The sequence below is a fragment of the Flavobacterium succinicans LMG 10402 genome (assembly GCF_000611675.1).
Lineage (GTDB): Bacteria > Bacteroidota > Bacteroidia > Flavobacteriales > Flavobacteriaceae > Flavobacterium > Flavobacterium succinicans.
On record NZ_JATV01000007.1, the window covers coordinates 97,141 to 115,750 of the forward strand.

At 34.4% G+C, this 18,610-nt stretch carries 21 protein-coding genes and 2 tRNA genes; 5 read left to right on the forward strand and 18 right to left on the reverse strand.

What is annotated here, in order from left to right:
• Positions 1-24: 24 nt before the first annotated feature.
• The 7 genes from AO58_RS0108530 to AO58_RS17070 form a co-directional block, all read right to left on the reverse strand.
• Positions 25-645 (reverse strand): WbqC family protein, encoded by a 621-nt coding sequence (locus AO58_RS0108530; protein ID WP_024981313.1) that lies wholly within the window; start codon positions 643-645, stop codon positions 25-27.
• Between the two features lie 76 nt (positions 646-721).
• Complete coding sequence (gene lepB / locus AO58_RS0108535) at positions 722-2,278, reverse strand: signal peptidase I (protein WP_024981314.1); 1,557 nt, start codon at positions 2,276-2,278, stop codon at positions 722-724.
• Positions 2,279-2,313: 35 nt separating this feature from the next.
• Positions 2,314-3,018, reverse strand: coding sequence for a 4-hydroxy-tetrahydrodipicolinate reductase (dapB, locus tag AO58_RS0108540; protein WP_024981315.1), 705 nt, complete (start codon positions 3,016-3,018; stop codon positions 2,314-2,316).
• Positions 3,019-3,044: 26 nt separating this feature from the next.
• Complete coding sequence (locus AO58_RS0108545) at positions 3,045-3,605, reverse strand: DUF5683 domain-containing protein (protein ID WP_024981316.1); 561 nt, start codon at positions 3,603-3,605, stop codon at positions 3,045-3,047.
• Positions 3,605-4,504, reverse strand: a complete 900-nt coding sequence (locus AO58_RS0108550; RefSeq protein WP_024981317.1) for a ParB/RepB/Spo0J family partition protein — start codon at positions 4,502-4,504, stop codon at positions 3,605-3,607. The genes AO58_RS0108545 and AO58_RS0108550 overlap by 1 nt, the downstream gene beginning before the upstream one ends.
• A gap of 5 nt (positions 4,505-4,509) precedes the next feature.
• A complete protein-coding gene (locus AO58_RS0108555) occupies positions 4,510-5,277 on the reverse strand; it encodes a ParA family protein (RefSeq protein ID WP_024981318.1) in 768 nt (255 codons plus the stop codon).
• A 346-nt stretch (positions 5,278-5,623) separates the two neighbouring features.
• Complete coding sequence (locus AO58_RS17070) at positions 5,624-6,262, reverse strand: PliI family lysozyme inhibitor of I-type lysozyme (RefSeq protein ID WP_024981319.1); 639 nt, start codon at positions 6,260-6,262, stop codon at positions 5,624-5,626.
• Between the two features lie 231 nt (positions 6,263-6,493).
• Between AO58_RS17070 and AO58_RS0108565 the strand changes: the two genes are divergently transcribed.
• Both AO58_RS0108565 and trxB read left to right on the forward strand, forming a co-directional pair.
• Positions 6,494-6,568 (forward strand) — tRNA-Pro (locus tag AO58_RS0108565).
• A gap of 253 nt (positions 6,569-6,821) precedes the next feature.
• Positions 6,822-7,769, forward strand: a complete 948-nt coding sequence (gene trxB / locus AO58_RS0108570) for a thioredoxin-disulfide reductase (protein WP_024981320.1) — start codon at positions 6,822-6,824, stop codon at positions 7,767-7,769.
• Positions 7,770-7,980: 211 nt separating this feature from the next.
• Here trxB and AO58_RS0108575 read toward each other — a convergent pair whose 3' ends face one another.
• The 4 genes from AO58_RS0108575 to AO58_RS0108590 form a co-directional block, all read right to left on the reverse strand.
• Complete coding sequence (locus AO58_RS0108575; RefSeq protein WP_024981321.1) at positions 7,981-8,721, reverse strand: head GIN domain-containing protein; 741 nt, start codon at positions 8,719-8,721, stop codon at positions 7,981-7,983.
• A gap of 2 nt (positions 8,722-8,723) precedes the next feature.
• Entirely contained in the window at positions 8,724-10,448 is a 1,725-nt protein-coding gene (locus AO58_RS0108580; RefSeq protein ID WP_024981322.1) for a PspC domain-containing protein, read from the reverse strand.
• A gap of 2 nt (positions 10,449-10,450) precedes the next feature.
• Positions 10,451-10,783, reverse strand: a complete 333-nt coding sequence (locus AO58_RS0108585) for a PadR family transcriptional regulator (protein ID WP_024981323.1) — start codon at positions 10,781-10,783, stop codon at positions 10,451-10,453.
• 122 nt (positions 10,784-10,905) lie between these two features.
• Positions 10,906-11,361 (reverse strand): DUF4870 domain-containing protein, encoded by a 456-nt coding sequence (locus AO58_RS0108590; RefSeq protein ID WP_024981324.1) that lies wholly within the window; start codon positions 11,359-11,361, stop codon positions 10,906-10,908.
• A gap of 286 nt (positions 11,362-11,647) precedes the next feature.
• Between AO58_RS0108590 and AO58_RS0108600 the strand changes: the two genes are divergently transcribed.
• Positions 11,648-12,100: a DUF4442 domain-containing protein gene (locus AO58_RS0108600; protein WP_024981325.1), complete on the forward strand. Its 453-nt coding sequence runs from the start codon at positions 11,648-11,650 to the stop codon at positions 12,098-12,100.
• A gap of 50 nt (positions 12,101-12,150) precedes the next feature.
• On the opposite strand, the gene AO58_RS0108605 is transcribed toward AO58_RS0108600, so the two are convergent.
• Both AO58_RS0108605 and AO58_RS0108610 read right to left on the reverse strand, forming a co-directional pair.
• Positions 12,151-12,333: a hypothetical protein gene (locus AO58_RS0108605; RefSeq protein WP_024981326.1), complete on the reverse strand. Its 183-nt coding sequence runs from the start codon at positions 12,331-12,333 to the stop codon at positions 12,151-12,153.
• Between the two features lie 179 nt (positions 12,334-12,512).
• Positions 12,513-12,589, reverse strand: a tRNA-Met gene (locus AO58_RS0108610).
• Positions 12,590-12,739: 150 nt separating this feature from the next.
• Here AO58_RS0108610 and AO58_RS0108615 point away from each other — a divergent pair.
• Together AO58_RS0108615 and AO58_RS0108620 are read left to right on the forward strand one after the other, a co-directional pair.
• Positions 12,740-13,132 carry an START-like domain-containing protein gene (locus tag AO58_RS0108615; RefSeq protein WP_024981327.1) on the forward strand — a complete coding sequence of 131 codons (393 nt, stop codon included), beginning with the start codon at positions 12,740-12,742 and terminating at the stop codon, positions 13,130-13,132.
• Positions 13,133-13,185: 53 nt separating this feature from the next.
• A complete protein-coding gene (locus AO58_RS0108620) occupies positions 13,186-14,022 on the forward strand; it encodes an aminotransferase class IV (protein WP_024981328.1) in 837 nt (278 codons plus the stop codon).
• Here AO58_RS0108620 and AO58_RS0108625 read toward each other — a convergent pair.
• From AO58_RS0108625 to AO58_RS0108645, 5 genes are all read right to left on the reverse strand, one after another.
• Positions 14,019-14,579 carry a YqgE/AlgH family protein gene (locus AO58_RS0108625; protein ID WP_024981329.1) on the reverse strand — a complete coding sequence of 187 codons (561 nt, stop codon included), beginning with the start codon at positions 14,577-14,579 and terminating at the stop codon, positions 14,019-14,021. The genes AO58_RS0108620 and AO58_RS0108625 overlap by 4 nt on opposite strands.
• Positions 14,580-14,698: 119 nt before the next feature.
• Positions 14,699-14,971, reverse strand: a complete 273-nt coding sequence (locus tag AO58_RS0108630) for an HU family DNA-binding protein (RefSeq protein WP_024981330.1) — start codon at positions 14,969-14,971, stop codon at positions 14,699-14,701.
• A 177-nt stretch (positions 14,972-15,148) separates the two neighbouring features.
• On the reverse strand, positions 15,149-16,093 hold the full coding sequence (fmt, locus tag AO58_RS0108635; RefSeq protein ID WP_024981331.1) for a methionyl-tRNA formyltransferase: 945 nt from the start codon (positions 16,091-16,093) through the stop codon (positions 15,149-15,151).
• On the reverse strand, positions 16,094-17,986 hold the full coding sequence (locus AO58_RS0108640; protein WP_024981332.1) for a RecQ family ATP-dependent DNA helicase: 1,893 nt from the start codon (positions 17,984-17,986) through the stop codon (positions 16,094-16,096).
• A gap of 45 nt (positions 17,987-18,031) precedes the next feature.
• The gene (locus AO58_RS0108645; RefSeq protein WP_024981333.1) at positions 18,032-18,574 is read right to left on the reverse strand and encodes an AAA family ATPase; all 543 of its coding nucleotides are present in this window, start codon (positions 18,572-18,574) and stop codon (positions 18,032-18,034) included.
• Positions 18,575-18,610 lie beyond the last annotated feature (36 nt).

The following is an 18,610-nucleotide window of genomic DNA, read 5'->3' on the forward strand; positions in this document are numbered from 1 at the left end:
GAAAGAAAAGAAGTGTTTTTTAGATTATAGTACTAACTTTTGATTTTGCAAGTACTCTAAAGCAAATTTTCCTTCGTTAAAAATTAAATCCAATACACTCAAGTTGTTGATAAAGCCATGTTTGTCATCAAAAACCTGTGGGTAAGTAACAAATAGGTTTGGGTCTTTTTTTCCATTAACCAAGGTTCTGTAGTCCAGGACTCCGGGATCAACTTCATGAAAATATTCATTGGTTTTTGAATAAGTCAGTGGGTAGCGGAGGCATTTTTCGATCAAAGCCAGCGTTTCGAAATTTAGATCCATCAAAAAAGTATGTTTCTTTTCAAAAAATGGGTAAATATCGTCCTCAAAAAACTCAAAGAAAGGCGAGCTTCTGTAACCGGCTTCCAATGATTTGAAGTGTTGTTTCTGCCAATCAAAATCATTTTCAATTTGCACGTCTTTCGTTTTTTGGTGTACCATGCTGGTATGTTTCACCGGTATGTTGAGCATTTGGATGCCGTTTGGACTATAAATATAGGTTCGGTTGCGATTGGTTTGCTTTTGAAAGTTGTCGTCCATTTCAAAAGTAATACTATCGGCTTGGATCATGGCGGCCATTTGGCTAATCGATGGGAAATAGGATGGGTGTAAAAGAGTGTTCATAGTAGCGTCATTACATGTCAAAAGTCATACCATCCGTTTGGAAAATATGACTTTTGAATATACTTAAAATTTAGTTTTAAATTTCGTTTTTTGCTTTTCTTTTTTTCCAGAAATATTCTCCGATAAAAAAGGCAATCAAAGCGATCAAGAAATATTTGAAATAAGATTGTGGTTGACCTTCACCGTTTACTGTTGTAAACACGCGGTCCCAACGGATTTTGTTGATACCTTTTCCGTTAGTATCCCAACTCATCCATATAAAAACAGGTTTTCCTACAATGTGGTTTTCTGGAACAAATCCCCAATAACGGCTGTCTTCCGAGTTATGACGATTGTCTCCCATCATCCAGTAGTAATTTTGACCAAAAGTATAGGTTGTGGCTACTTTTCCGTCAATTCGGATTTCTGTACCGTTGATTTCTAAGGTTCTGTTTTCGTAATCGTCAATAATGGTTTTGTAAAAGGGTAACGTTTTTAGGTTTAAATCTACAGTTTTTCCTTTTTGAGGAATGTAAATTGGTCCATAATTGTCTTGGTTCCAGTTTTTGGTATGCGGGAAAACGCCATTTTCAGTCTCTTTCGATACTATTCTAGTAACTGCTGTAATGCCTGGTACTTGTTTGAAGCGTTCGGCTGCATCTTTTGTTAAGGCACTAATATATAAGGTGTCGCGTCTTTCATTGTCCATGAATCCAGCAGGATCGGTAATGTCTAATTCTTTGAATAAAGATTCAAAATCGATAGGTGTTTTTCCATCCAAAGCCAATTTGTACGAATATTGAGGTCTTGCCCTTTCGGGTAAGATAAGTTCTTTTCCGTCAATGTAAATTAAACCGTCTTTTATAGATAAATGATCTCCAGGTAAACCTACACAACGTTTTACATAGTTTGATTTTTTGTCGATAGGTTTTTCTACACGCAAGCCAGATTTGTCTCTGAATTTATACACGGTGTCAACGGGCCAGTTGAATACCACGATATCATTTCGTTTGATGTCTTCGATAGAAGGAAATCTCATGTAAGGCAATTGTGGCCAATTTAAATAAGATTTTTTCTTAGTTAGCGGAATCGTATCGTGAACCATCGGCATAGCAACGGTTGTCATTGGAACCCTTGCGCCATAATTTACTTTGCTTACGAATAAAAAATCACCAATTAATAATGATTTCTCTAATGAAGAAGTTGGAATGGTAAACGGTTGAATGAAATAGGTATGCACAATCGTAGCTACGATAACGGCAAAAAGTAATGAACTTACGGTGTCGGCAGCTTTGTGATCTGGGCTTAAGTTTCTGTCGGTGACATGATTGAGTGGTTGTGTGTAATTAACGTAGTACAAGTACAACCCAAAAGAGGCTATTACTAGGATAGTATCTAGAGTAGAGCGTTTTCCAAAACTGCGTAAGGTTTCGACCCAAACAACAGGAAACATTATCAAATTGATTACTGGAATGAAAAGTAATACTGTCCACCATGTCGGTCTACCAATAATTTTCATTAATACAATTGCATTGTAGATTGGTACAGCTGCGATCCAACGTTTTCTTCCTGCACTTTCGTACATTTTCCATGTACCTAAAAAATGAATAATTTGAATAACTAAAAAGAAAACAAACCAAGAATATAGTGTCATAAAAACTGTATGTTAAAAGCTAAATTAAGCTATGATTAATTGAAATTTAAAACATCTTTCATGGTGAAAACACCATGTTTTCCTGCCAACCACTCTGCTGCAATAACAGCGCCTAAAGCAAAACCTTCTCTGTTGTGTGCGGTGTGTTTTATCTCTATTGCGTCTATGGGTGAATTGTAGGTTACGGTATGTGTTCCAGGAACTTCGCCTGTTCTAACAGCTTCAATTTGGATTTCGTTGTCCTTTGGGCTAGCGTCCATGGTCCAATTGGAACAGTTACTATGTTCTAGTACGCCTTCTGCTAAGGTAATAGCCGTTCCGCTTGGGGCATCTAACTTATGGATATGGTGAATTTCTTCCATAGCAACTTTGTATGAATGGTAAGGAGCCATGATTTTTGCTAAGTATGAATTTAATTCAAAAAAAAGATTCACTCCTAAGCTAAAATTGGAACTTGAAATAAATCCTCCATTCTTCTCTTTACAAAGCGCAATCATCTCGTCATAATGTGCTAGCCATCCTGTGGTGCCTGAAACCACGGGCACATTGGCGTGGAAACTCGCAGATATATTGGCTATAGCAGCTGCTGGCACACTAAAATCGATGGCAACATTAGCATTTTCTAGGCCATCATAAGTGTTGAATTCATCTTTTTTCAAAACAATTTCATGACCTCTTTCTAAAGCAATTCGCTCTATTACTTGGCCCATTTTTCCGTATCCTAAAAGCGCAATTTTCATTTTTTTTGATTTAAAATAAGTACTTTTTAAAAAGTATAATTGAAGGTTAGACCCACATTGGGGCGAAACGTTACATCGTTGGGGTAAATTTCTGGTTTTAATGAGAGATTTTCGTTGACATTAAATTGAATAATAGCCGCGTCTACATTGGCATCAATAATATTCAATACATAAAAACCAACGGTAACTAATGCCGATAAATCTCTGTTGCGTTGGAATACTCTTTGTGCGGCAACCAATCTACTGTTGTCTAAAAAAGAAAATTTGTCATCCGTGTACCCTTCTAATCTTCTTTTATAAGCATCTCGGTACTGATTGTATTTTCTATTGTTGTCAATATAAAAATACAAACTGGTTCCAATACCAGCATATACTAAAGGGATTTTCCAATACTTTTTGTTGTAGGCTTGACCCAATCCCGGCAAAATGGCTGAATAAAATGCAGCTTTTGCTGGGGTTAGAGGATCGATATCAAGAGGCGCAACGGTATCTTTTGCAACTAGGGCTACTGCTTTTTTTTCTTGTGAAAAAGCAGTGTGGTGTAGCAACAAAAGTGTAATGATGCATATGGTACGCAATAAATTCACTACCCTTTGATTAATTTTAAAATTCTGTTTAAGTCTTCTTCTGAATGAAAAGGGATGGTTATTTTTCCTTTTCCTTTTGGATCTACTTTTAAATCTACTTTGGTGCCAAAATAAGAATTAAAACTGTATTGTTGTTCGTCATCGATCTCAAATGCAGCTGATTTTGCGGGAGCGCTAGATTTTGGCAACAAACTTTCGTGGTAGTTTTTTACTAAAGTTTCCGTTTCACGTACCGATAAATTCTGACTCACAATTTTTTGATACATTTGGGCTTGTACATCCAAATCTTCAACATTGATGATGGCGCGACCATGTCCCATACTGATGAAACCGTCTCTGATACCTGTTTGAATTATCGGATCTAGTTTTAAAAGACGCAAGTAATTGGCAATCGTAGAACGTTTTTTACCCACTCTTTCGCTCATTTGTTCTTGAGTTAATTGTATTTCGTCCATTAATCGTTGGTACGAAAGTGCAATCTCAATAGGGTCTAAGTCATGACGTTGGATGTTTTCCACCAAAGCCATAACCAAAGATTCGTTATCATTTGCAATACGAATGTAAGCAGGTACGCTAGTAAGTCCTACTAATTTTGAAGCACGCAAACGACGTTCCCCAGAAATTAATTGGTATTTGTTAAAATCTAATTTACGAACCGTAATGGGTTGAATTACGCCTAATTCTTTGATAGAAGTGGCCAATTCACGCAATGATTCTTCATTGAAATTTGTTCTGGGTTGAAATGGATTTATTTCAATAGCATCAATTTCAAGCTCAATAATATTACCAACAACTTTGTCAGCATTCTTATCCTCAACCGATTTTATGTCGTTTTCAGGATCTTTTAATAATGCGGATAAACCCCTTCCAAGTGCTTGTTTTTTTATTGCTTTTGTCATAAAACCTATTTGCTGTTTTTCTTTATTATTTCTTGCGCTAAATGAATATAGTTTACTGCACCTTTACTAGTTGCATCGTAATTAATTATGCTCTCTCCAAAACTTGGCGCTTCACTCAATTTTACATTACGTTGAATTACAGTTTCAAAAACCATATCGTTGAAGTGTTTTTGAACCTCTTCTAATACTTGATTAGACAAACGCAATCTAGAGTCGTACATAGTTAGCAATAGTCCTTCAATATCCAAATCTGGATTATGTATTTTTTGAATACTTTTTACGGTATTCAATAACTTGCCTAATCCTTCGAGTGCAAAATATTCACATTGAATAGGAATAATAACAGAGTCTGCTGCTGTAAGTGCATTCAAAGTTAATAAACCCAATGAAGGCGCGCAGTCGATCAATATGTAGTCATATTCATCTTTGACGCTTTCTAATGCTTTTTTAAGCATGTATTCACGATTTTCCTTGTCTACCAATTCAATTTCGATAGCCACAAGGTCAATGTGAGCAGGAATCACATCTACATTAGGTGCGGTACATTTTAAAACCGCTGCTTTTGGTGTGTGGCTGTGTTCTAAGATTTGGTAGGTACCAATTTCCACAGATTCCACATCAATTCCTAAGCCAGATGTGGCATTAGCTTGAGGATCAGCATCAATTAATAATACTTTTTTTTCTAAAACTCCTAAGGAAGCTGCAAGATTTACGGATGTTGTGGTTTTTCCAACTCCTCCTTTTTGATTAGCAATAGCAATGATTTTGCCCATTTGTTTTTTTAATTTTGAGCGGTAAAAATACAATTTTTTATGGTTATTGAAAATCTATTTTTAGAACATTTGTGATTGTTTTCTGAATCTTTTTTCAAGACTATATTTTTTACAAGCGAAAGCGCTTCTAATTACAGAATTATTTTTTTTACTGTTTCTTTTGGAGCTATTTGTTAAATTTTAATTGTAAAAAAAAAGAGGAGCTATTTGATAGACTCCACTTTTTTTAGAAGTATTTAATTAAATGAGGTAAATAGATTTTTAAATTTTTTTTATTAAAATTGGATCAACTTAATTCATAAAACTTGTTTATTGATACATAAAAAACAGTTAGATATATTGAATGTTAGTATTTAATTATTTTATCAATTACAAATACTCTTGAGGCTTCACCATTTTTAAGTTTGTATTGAATTTGTCGAGTGCCTCCAGTGGGTTTGCTATTATTATCTCCTTCTTTATAGACTGGAAATCGTTGTATTAATGTACCCTCAACAAGTGCAAATTCATCATGCCCCATATATCCTTTGTTCGTTTTTGGATTTTCGACTATGCTTGGAATTGTGATTTCACTCATTGATTTATTATTATTTCCTGAAAAACCAATTGCAGTTCCGTAGCTTCCACTTCCAGCACTGGTAACATAAATTAATAATTCTGGTGAACCATCTGCATTAATATCGTCAACTTCTATATTATTAATTGAGCCATCAATTGTTTTTGTGATAATAGAATTGTCTTCCAAAAAACCTTTTGGTTGAATGGTCAAAGTGTTTCCTGTTACTGCAATAGCGAAGCTTATATCTTTATAGGTGACCGTTTTTGTATAATCTGCCTTTTGTTCTTCCGGTTTTGAAATGGAGGTAGTGGTAGTATCTTTTGTTTGATTCGATTCACTAGATGTTACTGTTTCCGATTTCTTTTGACAACTAATTGATAAAAGGGTTAAGGATAAGACTAAGCTGGTTGAAATATTTTTTTTCATCTGAAATAATTGTTTTTAGTTGGTTAGAAGATTAAAGTTAATGAAAATGAAATAATAATCCCAATTCTACTCGCAATAAATGATTTTTAAGTAGGTTGTTCAAAGTCTGTATAAGTGCTTGTTATTGATTTAAATACATTTTTTTAATGAATTTATTAAATTGTAAAGTGATTTTATTTTTGAAATTACTTGTGATAGCCAAAAAAGTATTCTATATTTGCACCCGCGTTACGGGGTGTAGCGTAGCCCGGTTATCGCGCCTGCTTTGGGAGCAGGAGGTCGCAGGTTCGAATCCTGCCACCCCGACTAAATCCTTTCTGATTTTCAGAAGGGATTTTTTGTATATATGGAATTTACAGTTTACATATTATTTTCAAAATCGGCTGATAAACATCGAATTTCCGTTAAACGGAATAAACGCTGCCACCCCGACAAAAAACCTTTTTGAAATTCAAAAAGGTTTTTTTTTATTACCCCATAATCAAAACAAATACTTCAAATCGAGTTATTATTTTTTAAAATCCTATTTTTGCGTGTATTTTAAAAAACTCAAAACACAATGTCAAATACTATCGAAAAAATAAAATGCCTAATTATAGGTTCAGGTCCTGCGGGTTATACCGCGGCTATTTATGCTGCTAGAGCCAATATGAATCCAGTTTTGTACCAAGGAATGCAACCTGGTGGACAATTGACAACGACCAATGAAGTTGAAAATTTTCCAGGTTATGTAGACGGTGTAACTGGACCAGAAATGATGATTCAGTTGCAACAACAAGCACAACGTTTTGGCGCTGATGTGCGTGACGGTTGGGCTACAAAAGTTGATTTCTCTGGCGATATTCACAAAGTTTGGATTAATGACACTATCGAATTACACTGCGAAACTGTAATTATTTCTACAGGAGCTTCTGCAAAATATTTAGGTTTACCATCAGAACAACATTATTTAAAAATGGGTGGTGGAGTTTCAGCTTGTGCCGTTTGTGATGGATTTTTCTATAGAAATCAAGAAGTAGTAATAGTTGGAGCAGGAGATTCAGCTTGCGAAGAAGCACACTACTTATCTAAGTTGTGCAAAAAAGTTACGATGTTGGTTAGAAGCGAAAAATTCAGAGCTTCCAAAATTATGGAAGAAAGAGTACGCAAAACCGAAAACATCGAAATCCTTTTAAACCACGATACCGTTGAAGTTTTAGGAGATGAGCAAGTGGTTTCGGCTATCAAAGTAAAAAACAAAACCACCGATGAAGTGTATGACATTCCAGCAACTGGATTTTTCGTAGCCATTGGTCATAAACCCAACACCGACATCTTCAAAGATTACTTGACCTTAGACGAAACGGGTTATATCGTTAACGTTCCAGGAAGTTCAAAAACGAATGTGGCAGGAGTTTTCGTAGCAGGAGACGCCGCCGATCACGTGTACCGCCAAGCCATTACCGCTGCAGGTACAGGTTGTATGGCAGCATTGGATGCCGAGCGTTATTTGGCAGCCAAAGAGTAATTTTTTTCGGAGCAGTATTCAAAGCGCTTTTTTGTGTTCAAAGTCCCGCTCTCCGTTACAATCTTTGTTGCCGAACCCCGGCAACAAAGGATTTTCACTGCGATCAAGGCTAAAGAATAGCAATGGTCTCTTATTTAGTTACATACTGAAATTTGTATTACAAAAAAAAGTCCTTCACAGCGAAGGACTTTTTTTTTGTTTCAACTAAAAACTATTCTTGGCTTATCGAACCGCCAGAACTTTCACTTTTCTTTAGTCTTTTAGGATTGTTTTTATAGGAGATATTTCCTCCACTAGACGCTTCGGCATCAAGACTCACCAACGGATGTAGCGATTGAATACTTCCTGATGAAGCCTGTGATTTGATATCGTTTGCCAACAACTCGCCAGCATTAATAGAACTTCCGCTCGAAGAATTGGTTTGTAAACTAATGGCTTTACCTTTCAATTCAATACTACTTCCGCTTCCAGAATCACAAATTATTTTTTCAGATTCTATGTTCAAATCTAGTGAGGCCGCACTCGATGCATCAATCTTAAATTCTGTAGCTTTAAAGGTAGATTTACTATTTACAGTCGAAGCACTATTGGCTTCAATACCTTCTATAATAGGAGCTCGAACAATTACTTTTTTCGAAGTGATATTCAAGAAAGAACTGTATTTACATCCAATAATAAGCTTACCGTTTTCTACTTTGGTAGTGATTTCTTTTTGCAAATTATCATCGGCTTCTACTATGATCTCAATTTTATCGGCTTGTTCTAGTACCAAATCGATAGCGTTTCCTACTTCAATACTTTTAAAATCGCCATTAACGATTCTTTTTTCTGTAGTTACAGAACCACTGCCGGTAATCGAATTCATGTTGGTTACTAAATTGCAAGAAGCAAAAAGTAAAGCAACTAAGGTAACAATGATAAATTTTGCTACTATGGTGATGATTTTTACCATGACTATTTGGTTTTAATAATAATACCGTCTTTGTTAATTTTCAATTCTTTGAAATCTTTATCCGACTTAATGACAGTGTCTTTCTTAATCGTGATGCCCTCTTCGTTAATTGTTACATTGGCCGAATCGTTGTTGTTTTCTACATCATCCCATTCGTTTTCATCCTCAGGGCAATTTAAACATTTTATCTGTGAATTTGTTACTTTGTATACGTAATTGTCAGAGCTATAGTGTAAATTGAAGAAATCATTATCTGAACGATCGTAGTTTTGTACTGATGCATCTGGTTTTAATAAAGTACCTTCTGGTAAATACAAATACAATTCTACTTCTTGATCACGGAATTTGTTTTTTACATCGGTCAATAAATAATTGTCTAAGTACAAATGATTTCCTTCTACTTTTATACCATATTGAATTTTTTCAGCTCTGAATTTAGCATCTTGAAAGGATTTTCCTTTAGCCGTTCTTTCAATTTGGATGTAAGGTGTTTTTTCATCAGTATACAAAATTCTTAAGCTTACATTATTAGAATAGATCAATTTGTTGTTCGCAGAATCTTGTACAAATTCAAATTCAGTATGATCGTCGATATCTTTAGTATAATAATCATTATATCTGAATTTCACGAATAAAGTATCATTTGTATTCAAAGGAATATTTTGTTTGGCTACAGTTTTTCCGTCATACGCTACTTGAGTGGCTGTTTTTACTCCTATAGAGATTAAGATGGCAACAGATATTAACCACAAAGCCAACAAACTATATTTAGCAATGTTTCCAATTGATCCAATTGTTGGGGATAATAATTTAAATCCTAAGATTGTTAAGAAAAAGAATGGAATGCCAACAGCGAAAAGCATCAATAGCGCGAAACTCCAAACTGGATAGTCAGCAAAATTCCCTGCTTCAATAAAGTTTTGCCATGGAAAATCAATAAAAGCAGAAGATCCTAAGGTAAACAACCCAATGAATAAGCTAACTAAAGTAAAAAGTCCTATTAAGATTAAAATAACACCCAAGACTTTAGAAAACACTTTAAAAAGGGTCATGATAAAATCACCTAAAGAGTTTCCCAACTTTTCGGCTCCAGATTTTACTTGGTTTCCCATTTTATCGTAATCGGCATTTTTGAATTTGCCAGATACATTTTCAAATTCCTCACGAACTTTTTTTTCAATATTGGAGATCGTTACGGGCTCCCCCGTCATTTCTAGTTTTTCTGAAGTGGTGATGGCTTCTGGAGTTACAATCCAAAGAATGATATAAGCCAATATACCTGAACCAAATCCAGCAAAAACAAAGATTAGGAACATGATTTTTAACCAAACCGCATCGATACCAAAGTAATGTCCAAGACCTGTAGCTACACCACCAATCATTCCTTTTTCTTTATCACGATATAGTTTTTTTGTGCTTCTGGCGTTGTAATTATTGAAATTTTGAGACTGTGTAGTTTCTTCTTCAATGATATAATCTTCAGGTTGTCCCATTACTGCGATAACTTCGTCAACATCTTTCAGCCCTACAACGTGTTTTTCACTTTTTTGTTTTTCATTCAATAATTCTGAAACACGCATTTCGATATCTTTTATGATTTCTTCTTGTCCAGAAGATTGAGACAAAGAGCGTTTGATAGCTTCAAAATAACGGGTTAATTTTTGGTATGCATCTTCATCAATATGGAAGAACATTCCTCCTAGGTTTATATTTACAGTTTTGTTCATGACTATTGTTTTTGGTTGGTTATTAGATTTACAGCGTCGGATAATTCATTCCAAGTGCCGCTTAATTCAGTTAAAAAGGTTTGACCTATTTCGGTAAGACCATAATACTTTCTTGGTGGTCCTGAGTTGGATTCTTCCCAGCGATAGTTGAGTAATCCGTCATTTTTTAATCGTGTTAGTAAAGGATAAATGGTTCCCTCAACTACTAACAATTTTGCGTCTTTTAAAGTGTCTAATATTTCAGAAGTGTAGGCATCTTTTTCTTTTAAAACTGATAAGATGCAAAACTCGAGAACACCTTTACGCATCTGGGCTTTTGTGTTTTCAATGTTCATAATTTTCGTTTTGATTTTTTGTTTGATTAGAACTGTTCGTTTTTTGATTACTTTCCATTACTGGTGATAGTTGAGATGATTTATAGCGTTGATTAGACTACTATATACTACTTTATAATTGATTACTTTATAAAGGGAATAGTGAATGGATATTGGTATTTTTCTCCATTTGATGTTTTCACAGCTGCAATAATTATTAAGAAGAATTCTGCTATTTTAAATCCAACAAAGGCAAGCGCAGCGATGATTCCAACTGTAATAAGTCCAATATGGTCTTCAAAATTAAAATTTCTTATCACTAATCCTTGATTGTGGTAGAATTCATCAAAGGTCATATTGTTAAAAACAGTAAAAATTAAAATGGGTAAAGCAATTGCCGCCATAACCAGTGAGTAAATAAGGATACTCAATTGAAAGTTAATAGCTTGTTTTCCGTGATGGTCTACAAATTCTGATTGATCCTTTTTTGAAGTCCAAATCAAAATAGGGAAGATATAATTTCCAAACGGAATTATATACTGGCTCAATGTACTCAAATGAGTAAAGGTTGCGATGTTTTTTTCTGATACTGTTTCCATGATTTAAAGTATATAGTAATTTCTTATGCAAATATATGTCTAAAAGAAAGTATCTTGTATCGCATAGTAGTAAATGTTAACAAAAAATTAACAAAAACAAAGCGAAATAGGGGCTACTTTTTTGTCCTTGGTGAATGGAAATTAGTAAATATGTGCTGTTATTGTAGTAGAAAAGTAAAAAAGGGAATTGAATCTTTTGGATTTAAAAGGGTTGATAAAGGTCTAGCCTATTTTTTATATGTACGCATAGTATTTTTTTGTATTTTTACCCAAAAACCAACCAATAATGGAAATAAATGTATCAAAATTGAATAAATTCTTATTATTCAAATTGCCATCTGCTTTTTTTTGTGGAGTAAGAGTAAAGGCTATTGATGAAAAGCAATGTGTGGTAAGTGTAAAACACCGTTGGATCAATCAAAACCCGTTTAATTCAATGTACTTTGCGGTTCAAGCTATGGCGGCTGAATTGTCTACAGGAGCATTAGTTATGTATCAAATTCAAAAGAGTGGTAGAAAAATATCCATGTTGGTAGCTAACAACAAAGGGAATTTTACCAAGAAAGCCACAGGCAGAATTACATTTATCTGTAATAATGGACATTTGATAGAAGAAGCAATAAAACAAACTATTGCGACAGGCGAGGGGCAAACGTTTTGGATGAAATCCATTGGAAGCGATGAAAAAGGAGTTCAGGTTTCTGAAATGGATTTTGAGTGGAGTGTTCGAGTGAAATAATTCTTCAGCTTTGGAGAATGCAAAAAAAATGCCTCAATCGAGGCATTTTTTTATTCTGATTTTTTAGAAGAACAACATTTTTTACCTTCTGTTTTACAAGAAGACTTTGTTTTTGTAGCTTCTTTTTTAGTTGCTGCAGCTTCCTTTTTTGTTTTTTCTTTAGCTGGAGCTTCTTGTGCTTGAATAGATAAAGCAAAGAATGAAACGGCTAGAATAGTGGCTAATTTTTTCATTGTAAAGTGATTAATAGAGTTAAAGACTATTTTTACGCCCAAATATAAGAATTAAATGATTCGCATACTGTAGCGTTATAGTTTTATCTTTCTTTGAAATTTTTGTATTTGTTTAAACTGACAGGGAGATCTTTATCATGATGCAAAAAAAAAGCCTCAAATACAAAATTTGAGGCTTTTGGTAGCGAGACCGAGATTTGAACTCGGGACCTCAGGGTTATGAATCCTGCGCTCTAACCAACTGAGCTATCTCGCCATTATCAGGATCTATATTGCTTCCTGAATGCGGGTGCAAATATAGAAATAAATTTAGAGCTAGCAAGTGTTTTTCAAAAAAAAATATTTTTTTTGAAAAACACTTTTCGATTAGTATTTAATCCTTATATTTCCAAAAAAAAAAGCTCTTATGGTTCAAAAAGTTAGATATGAGATTGAATTCCCTATAAATTCATCCCCTCAGTTATTGTATCAATATATTTCTACGCCTTCTGGATTAGCAGAATGGTTTGCTGATGATGTTAATTCACGAGGTGAGTTTTTTACCTTTATTTGGAATGATACACAAGAGAAAGCTCGTTTAGCTTCAAAAAAATCTGGTGAGAAGGTTAAATTTAGATGGATTGATGACAAAAATAAAGATACAGACTACTTCTTTGAACTGCATATTTTAGAAGATGAATTAACTAAGGATGTTTCTTTGTTAATTGTTGATTTTGCTGAACAAGATGAGGTAAAAGAAGCTTCGCAATTATGGGAAAATCAAATTTCTGATTTAAAACATCTCATAGGTTCTGTCTAGGAAAGTCTTTTTTATATTCTATATTTGCCCTAATAAATTTTAGGGCTTTTTTTATGATTAATTTTAATGGTTCATTACAGGAAACTGATGCAAATTTGTTAGTGCAAAATAGGGGTTTTCTTTACGGGGATGGTGTTTTTGAAACACTAAAAGTGGTAAATGGAAAAATTTTATTTTTTGAAGATCATTATTTTCGGTTAATGGCCACTATGCGTATTGTTCGCATGGAAATCCCTATGGATTTCACCTTAGAATATCTGGAAGAACAAATATTGTTATTGGTTAAAAACAACAATCTAGATTCGGTAGCTAGAGTGAGAATAACGGTTTACAGAAACGATGGTGGATTTTATTTGCCAACAGATAATTCGGTTTCATTTATAATACAAACATCTGTATTGGGCAATGCGGCATATAGTGTTAGCGAGGGCGAGTATGAAGTAGATTTGTTTAAGGATTTTTATATCACCAAGCAGTTGCTTTCCTCGTTAAAAACGACCAATAAAATGATTCATATTACAGGAAGTGTTTTTGCAAAAGAAAATGATTTGCAAAACTGTTTATTGTTAAATGATAGTAAGAATGTGGTTGAGGCTTTGCAAGGAAATTTGTTTATGCGAATGGGAAATAAATTGATAACACCCCCAATTTCTGAAGGTTGTTTAAATGGAATTATGAGAAAACAAATTTTAGCATTAGCAAAAAAAGAGACGGATTTAGAAGTAGTTGAAGCTATAATTTCACCTTTTGATTTACAAAAAGCGGATGAGTTGTTTGTGACTAATGTAATAAAAGGCCTACAGCCCATAACCAAATACAGGAAAAAAATCTATTCCGTTCAGACAGCAATAGTGCTTACCGCTGCACTTAATAAAAATGCTGGAATTTAGTTTAAATACGGATTTTCTGGTGCATTGGACCAAATTAGATAATCGCCTCCTAGTTCCATAAGTTGTTCTTTCCAAAAACGAGACGACGACTTGCCTATAATTTTGTTTTCATACGGGTTTTTGGCAATAATCCAGGAGTGGCTTTCCATTTCGTTTTCTAATTGTTTTTCGTCCCAGCCAGTATAGCCCAAGAAAAAACGAATGTTGTTTTTGCTTATTAATCCTGAGTTGATGAGTTCTTTTGCTGATTCAAAATCACCACCCCAATATATGCCGTTAGAAATTTCTACACTATTGGGGATTAATTGCGGGATATTATGAATGAAGTACAGGTTGTCTTGCTCTACTGGTCCACCATTGTAAATCTTAAAACGAGCTTCAATCTCTGGGATTAAGTCGTTAATGGTGTATTTTAGAGGTTTGTTGATGATAAACCCGATCGAGCCCTCTTGGTTGTGATCTGCCAAAAGTATTACAGATCTATTAAAAGATAAGTCGCCTATTAATGAAGGTTCTGCAATGAGCAAATGTCCTTTTTTTAATTTTTCTGTAATCATAACCCCTGTTTTTTTAAATAAATTTAACAAAAAAACAAATGGTTTCCCAAAAACAATCGTTAAAAAGCAAAAAAAACCTTTCATGAGAAAGGTTTTGATTGTATTATTGTTAGAAAAGATTAGTTTACTGCTCCTTCTAGTTCTGCTCCAGCTTTAAATTTTACAACATTTTTAGCTGCAATTTGAATTGTCTTACCAGTTTGTGGGTTTCTACCATCTCTTGCTGCTCTAGCAGAAACTGACCAAGATCCAAAACCTACTAAAGATACTTTTCCTCCTTTTTTCAAAGTTTCACCTACATTTCCTAAAAATGATTCTAATGCTAATTTTGCAGCTGCTTTAGTAATACCTGCATCAGCAGCAATAGCGTCGATTAATTCTGATTTGTTCATAATAAATAGTTATTAATTGTTGGTTAAAAATGTTATCAAAGCAAATTTAGTAGGATTTACATTCTTTACAAGTAATTTTGGGGTTTTTAGTGAAATTTGTTAATAACTTACTTTTTTTGTTCATAAAAGTCTTTCGAAATCGATGTGTATTGGTGGGAAAGCCTGTTTTTATTGACTTTATAGGGCTATTGCTTTTTCTGAAAAAACAATTCCATTTAAGAGATCTGCTGCTTTCATTTGTTTTTTTCCTGGGAATTGCAAGGTTAAAATTTGAATGTATCCGTCTCTAACAGCTATTTTAATTTCTTTTTTGCTACATATAATACTTCCAATAGGTTTTGTGTGCGGTTCTTCGATTATTTTAGATTCGAAAATTTTGATATTATATTCCTTATCGTCTTTAAAATGGCACCATGCAGCAGGATAGGGACTTAGTCCTCGAATCAGGTTGTGAATGGTGGTGGCTGAGGCCTGCCAATCTATTTTGCAATTTTCTTTATTGAGTTTATAAGCTGTTTTTATTTTCTCATTGTCTTCTTGTGTGGTTGTCTTCACTTCATTAGCTGCGATGAATTGTAGTGTGTCAATGACGGTTTTACTACCAAGATGCATGAGCCTGTCATGTAATTGACCCGCGTTTTCTGTTGGTTCAATGTTTGTTTCTTTACTCAGAATCATGGCGCCAGTATCAATTTTATCGTCGATAAAAAAAGTAGTTACACCGGTTTTAGTTTCGCCGTTAATGATCGCCCAGTTAATTGGCGCTGCGCCTCTATAGTTTGGTAATAGTGATGCGTGTAAATTAAAGGTGCCTAGTTTTGGCATGTCCCAAACTACTTTTGGTAGCATTCTAAAAGCTACTACAATGTGAAGATTGGCCTGTAGGTCTTTTAATTCCTGAAGAAATCCCTCGTCTTTTAAATTGGTGGGTTGTAATATAGTGAGTCCTTTTTCTAAGGCAAATTCTTTTACAGCGGAATGTTTGATTTTTTGACCTCTTCCGGCTGGTTTGTCTGCAGCTGTGATTACGCCAACTACTTCATAATTATTTTTGAGTATTGTATCTAGAATGCCTACTGCAAATTCTGGAGTTCCCATAAAAACGATGCGTAATTTTTCCATTTATAGTATAGTGTATTTATTATTGGGTTGAAGGCTAATTTTGTTTTGCTCTAATAATTGTTGTAGTGCAAAGATAATTGCCTCACTCTTATTTTTAGTCACTTTTTCGAGTTCTCGAGAGTTTAAATCTTGGTCTTGTAAGAGCGAAAGTATTGTACTGGCTAGATGTTCAGGTGTGGCTTTTTTTTGGGATCTTACAATACAGTAGGAGCAAACTCCGCATTTTTGACTTGATTTTTCTCCAAAATAGGCTAGTAGTAATTGGCTTTTGCATTGCTCTTTGTTGTTAATGTATTCAATAACACACTGTAATTGTTTTTCTTTTAGTTGGTTTTGTTGTTCTAAGTGTTTGATTACACGGTTTATGGTACGATCGTCTTCTCTTACTTCATTGAAGATGATGGTGGCATCATTATTTTTTGCTTGGTAGGATATGATTTCTTTTTCGGCCATTTTTTTTAAAACAGCATGAACAGTTTCCTCTTTAACGTTTGCTTTTTTTGCAATCAATGAATGATTGAACGCTGTGGGAAGTTCATATATTCCTGGGTAGTTTCTAAGGATAGTCAAGATAATTTCCTCGTCATTTGGATTGAGGCTAATAAAACGCATGACTTCTTTAGATGAGATAAGGAATTGCAATGTTACTTTTTCTGAAAACTCTTGTGATAAGTTAAGGATGCCTTGTTGGTCTAGGAATTGTAAGGCATGGTAGGTTTTTAAAATAGGAAAAGTATATTTTGTACAAAAATGGTTTAAGTTAAAGGTAAACTTCTCATTGATTCCTTCTCCATAAGCAATTTGAAAATAGTTACAGAGTTTAATGAAAATTGTTTTTACAAAAGATCGATCTGGGAGATTATTGGTGAATTGTGTGATGGCTTGTGCAGTATCGGACGGGCTGTAGAGTAAAATTGCAAAAGCTTTATTGCCGTCTCTTCCTGCTCTTCCTGCTTCTTGATAATAGTTTTCAAGATTTTCAGGAAATTGAATATGAATAACTGTTTTTACATTTGCTTTGTCGATTCCCATCCCAAAAGCATTGGTTGCGACCATTACCTGCACTTGCTCTTGCATCCAGCGCTGCATGTTTTTTTCTTTTTCTTTATGAGGTAAACCGCCATGGTAATAGGTTGCATTAAAACCCAAAGCATTAAGTTGTGCTGCAATATCTAAACACGATTTTCTATTTCTTACATATATAATAGAAGGAGCAGGATTTTTTTTGAGAATTTGCTGTACGCGATACAACTTGTCTTCGGTTTCAAAAGTCATGTAGGCCAAATTTTCTCTGGCAAATGATTTTTGGTATATTGTAGGTGCATTTAAATCGAGATCTTTAATGATGTCGTCTTTAACTTTTGGAGTTGCAGTGGCGGTTAACGCTAAAAAAGGGGTGTTTGGAAAATGCGTTTTTAGTTGTTTTATTTTTAAATAAGCCGGTCTAAAATCATGCCCCCATTGCGAAACACAATGTGCTTCGTCAATTGCGATTAGGTTGATCGGTAAACTTTTTATACGATCTAAAATCCATTCAGATTGTAAACGTTCAGGCGAAAGGTATAAAAATTTATAGTTGCCATATTGACAATTGTCCAATAAATCAATCATTTCCTCCGTACCGATAGCTCCAGTAAGTGCGATTGCTTTTATATTGCGTTGTTGTAAATTGCTGACTTGGTCCTTCATTAAGGCTACCAATGGCGACACTACAAGGCAAATTCCTTCTTTCATTAAAGCTGGAATTTGAAAGCAAATTGATTTTCCTCCACCTGTTGGAAGTATGGCTAGCGTGTCTTTTCCGTCAACTACTGACTCAATAATTTCCTTTTGGAGAGAGCGGAAACGATCATGTTTCCAATACTTACTTAAAATAGCTAAGGCCTCTTCCATGGATAAATATTTTGTTGTTCAATAAAAGCAGCGATGGTTTAGGGTTTATGGAGTGCTAATTCTATCTAAGATAAACTTAATTCTGTTATCTACCGTATCTTTTGGGACTTCAGTAATAGCATAACCGTATTTTTGGTAAGTCTCTTTCAAATGTACGTGAATTTGTTGTGCTTGTTCGTAATCTTCATAGCGTTCATTGTCGCTGATGTAAATTTCTTCCCAAGGAGGAAGCATGAATATTTGTGTGTAGGTATGTTCCAAACAAGCCTCTTCAAAATGAGATGGATATTGGTCTCCGATATAATTTAAATAAGCCACAACATCAGGTATCCCACGATCAATGAAAACCATAGCATGATTTTCATTTTTTGCATTGTTAAATTGTTGAATTCTTCCTTCTAAAAGTTTTTGGCTAAACAAAAGGGGGTCAGTTAAAAACAATTGGTCTATTCCTGATTTTTGAGCTTCGGCGGTAACTTGTCGGGATATTTCTGGGTAACAGCAATGTCCTAATGATGTTAGTTGGTTGATAAGGGTTGATTTTCCTGTTCCTGGGCCGCCTATTATTACGATGATTTCTTTTTGCACGATTTGAAAATAAAAATGCAAATTTACCGAAACTTA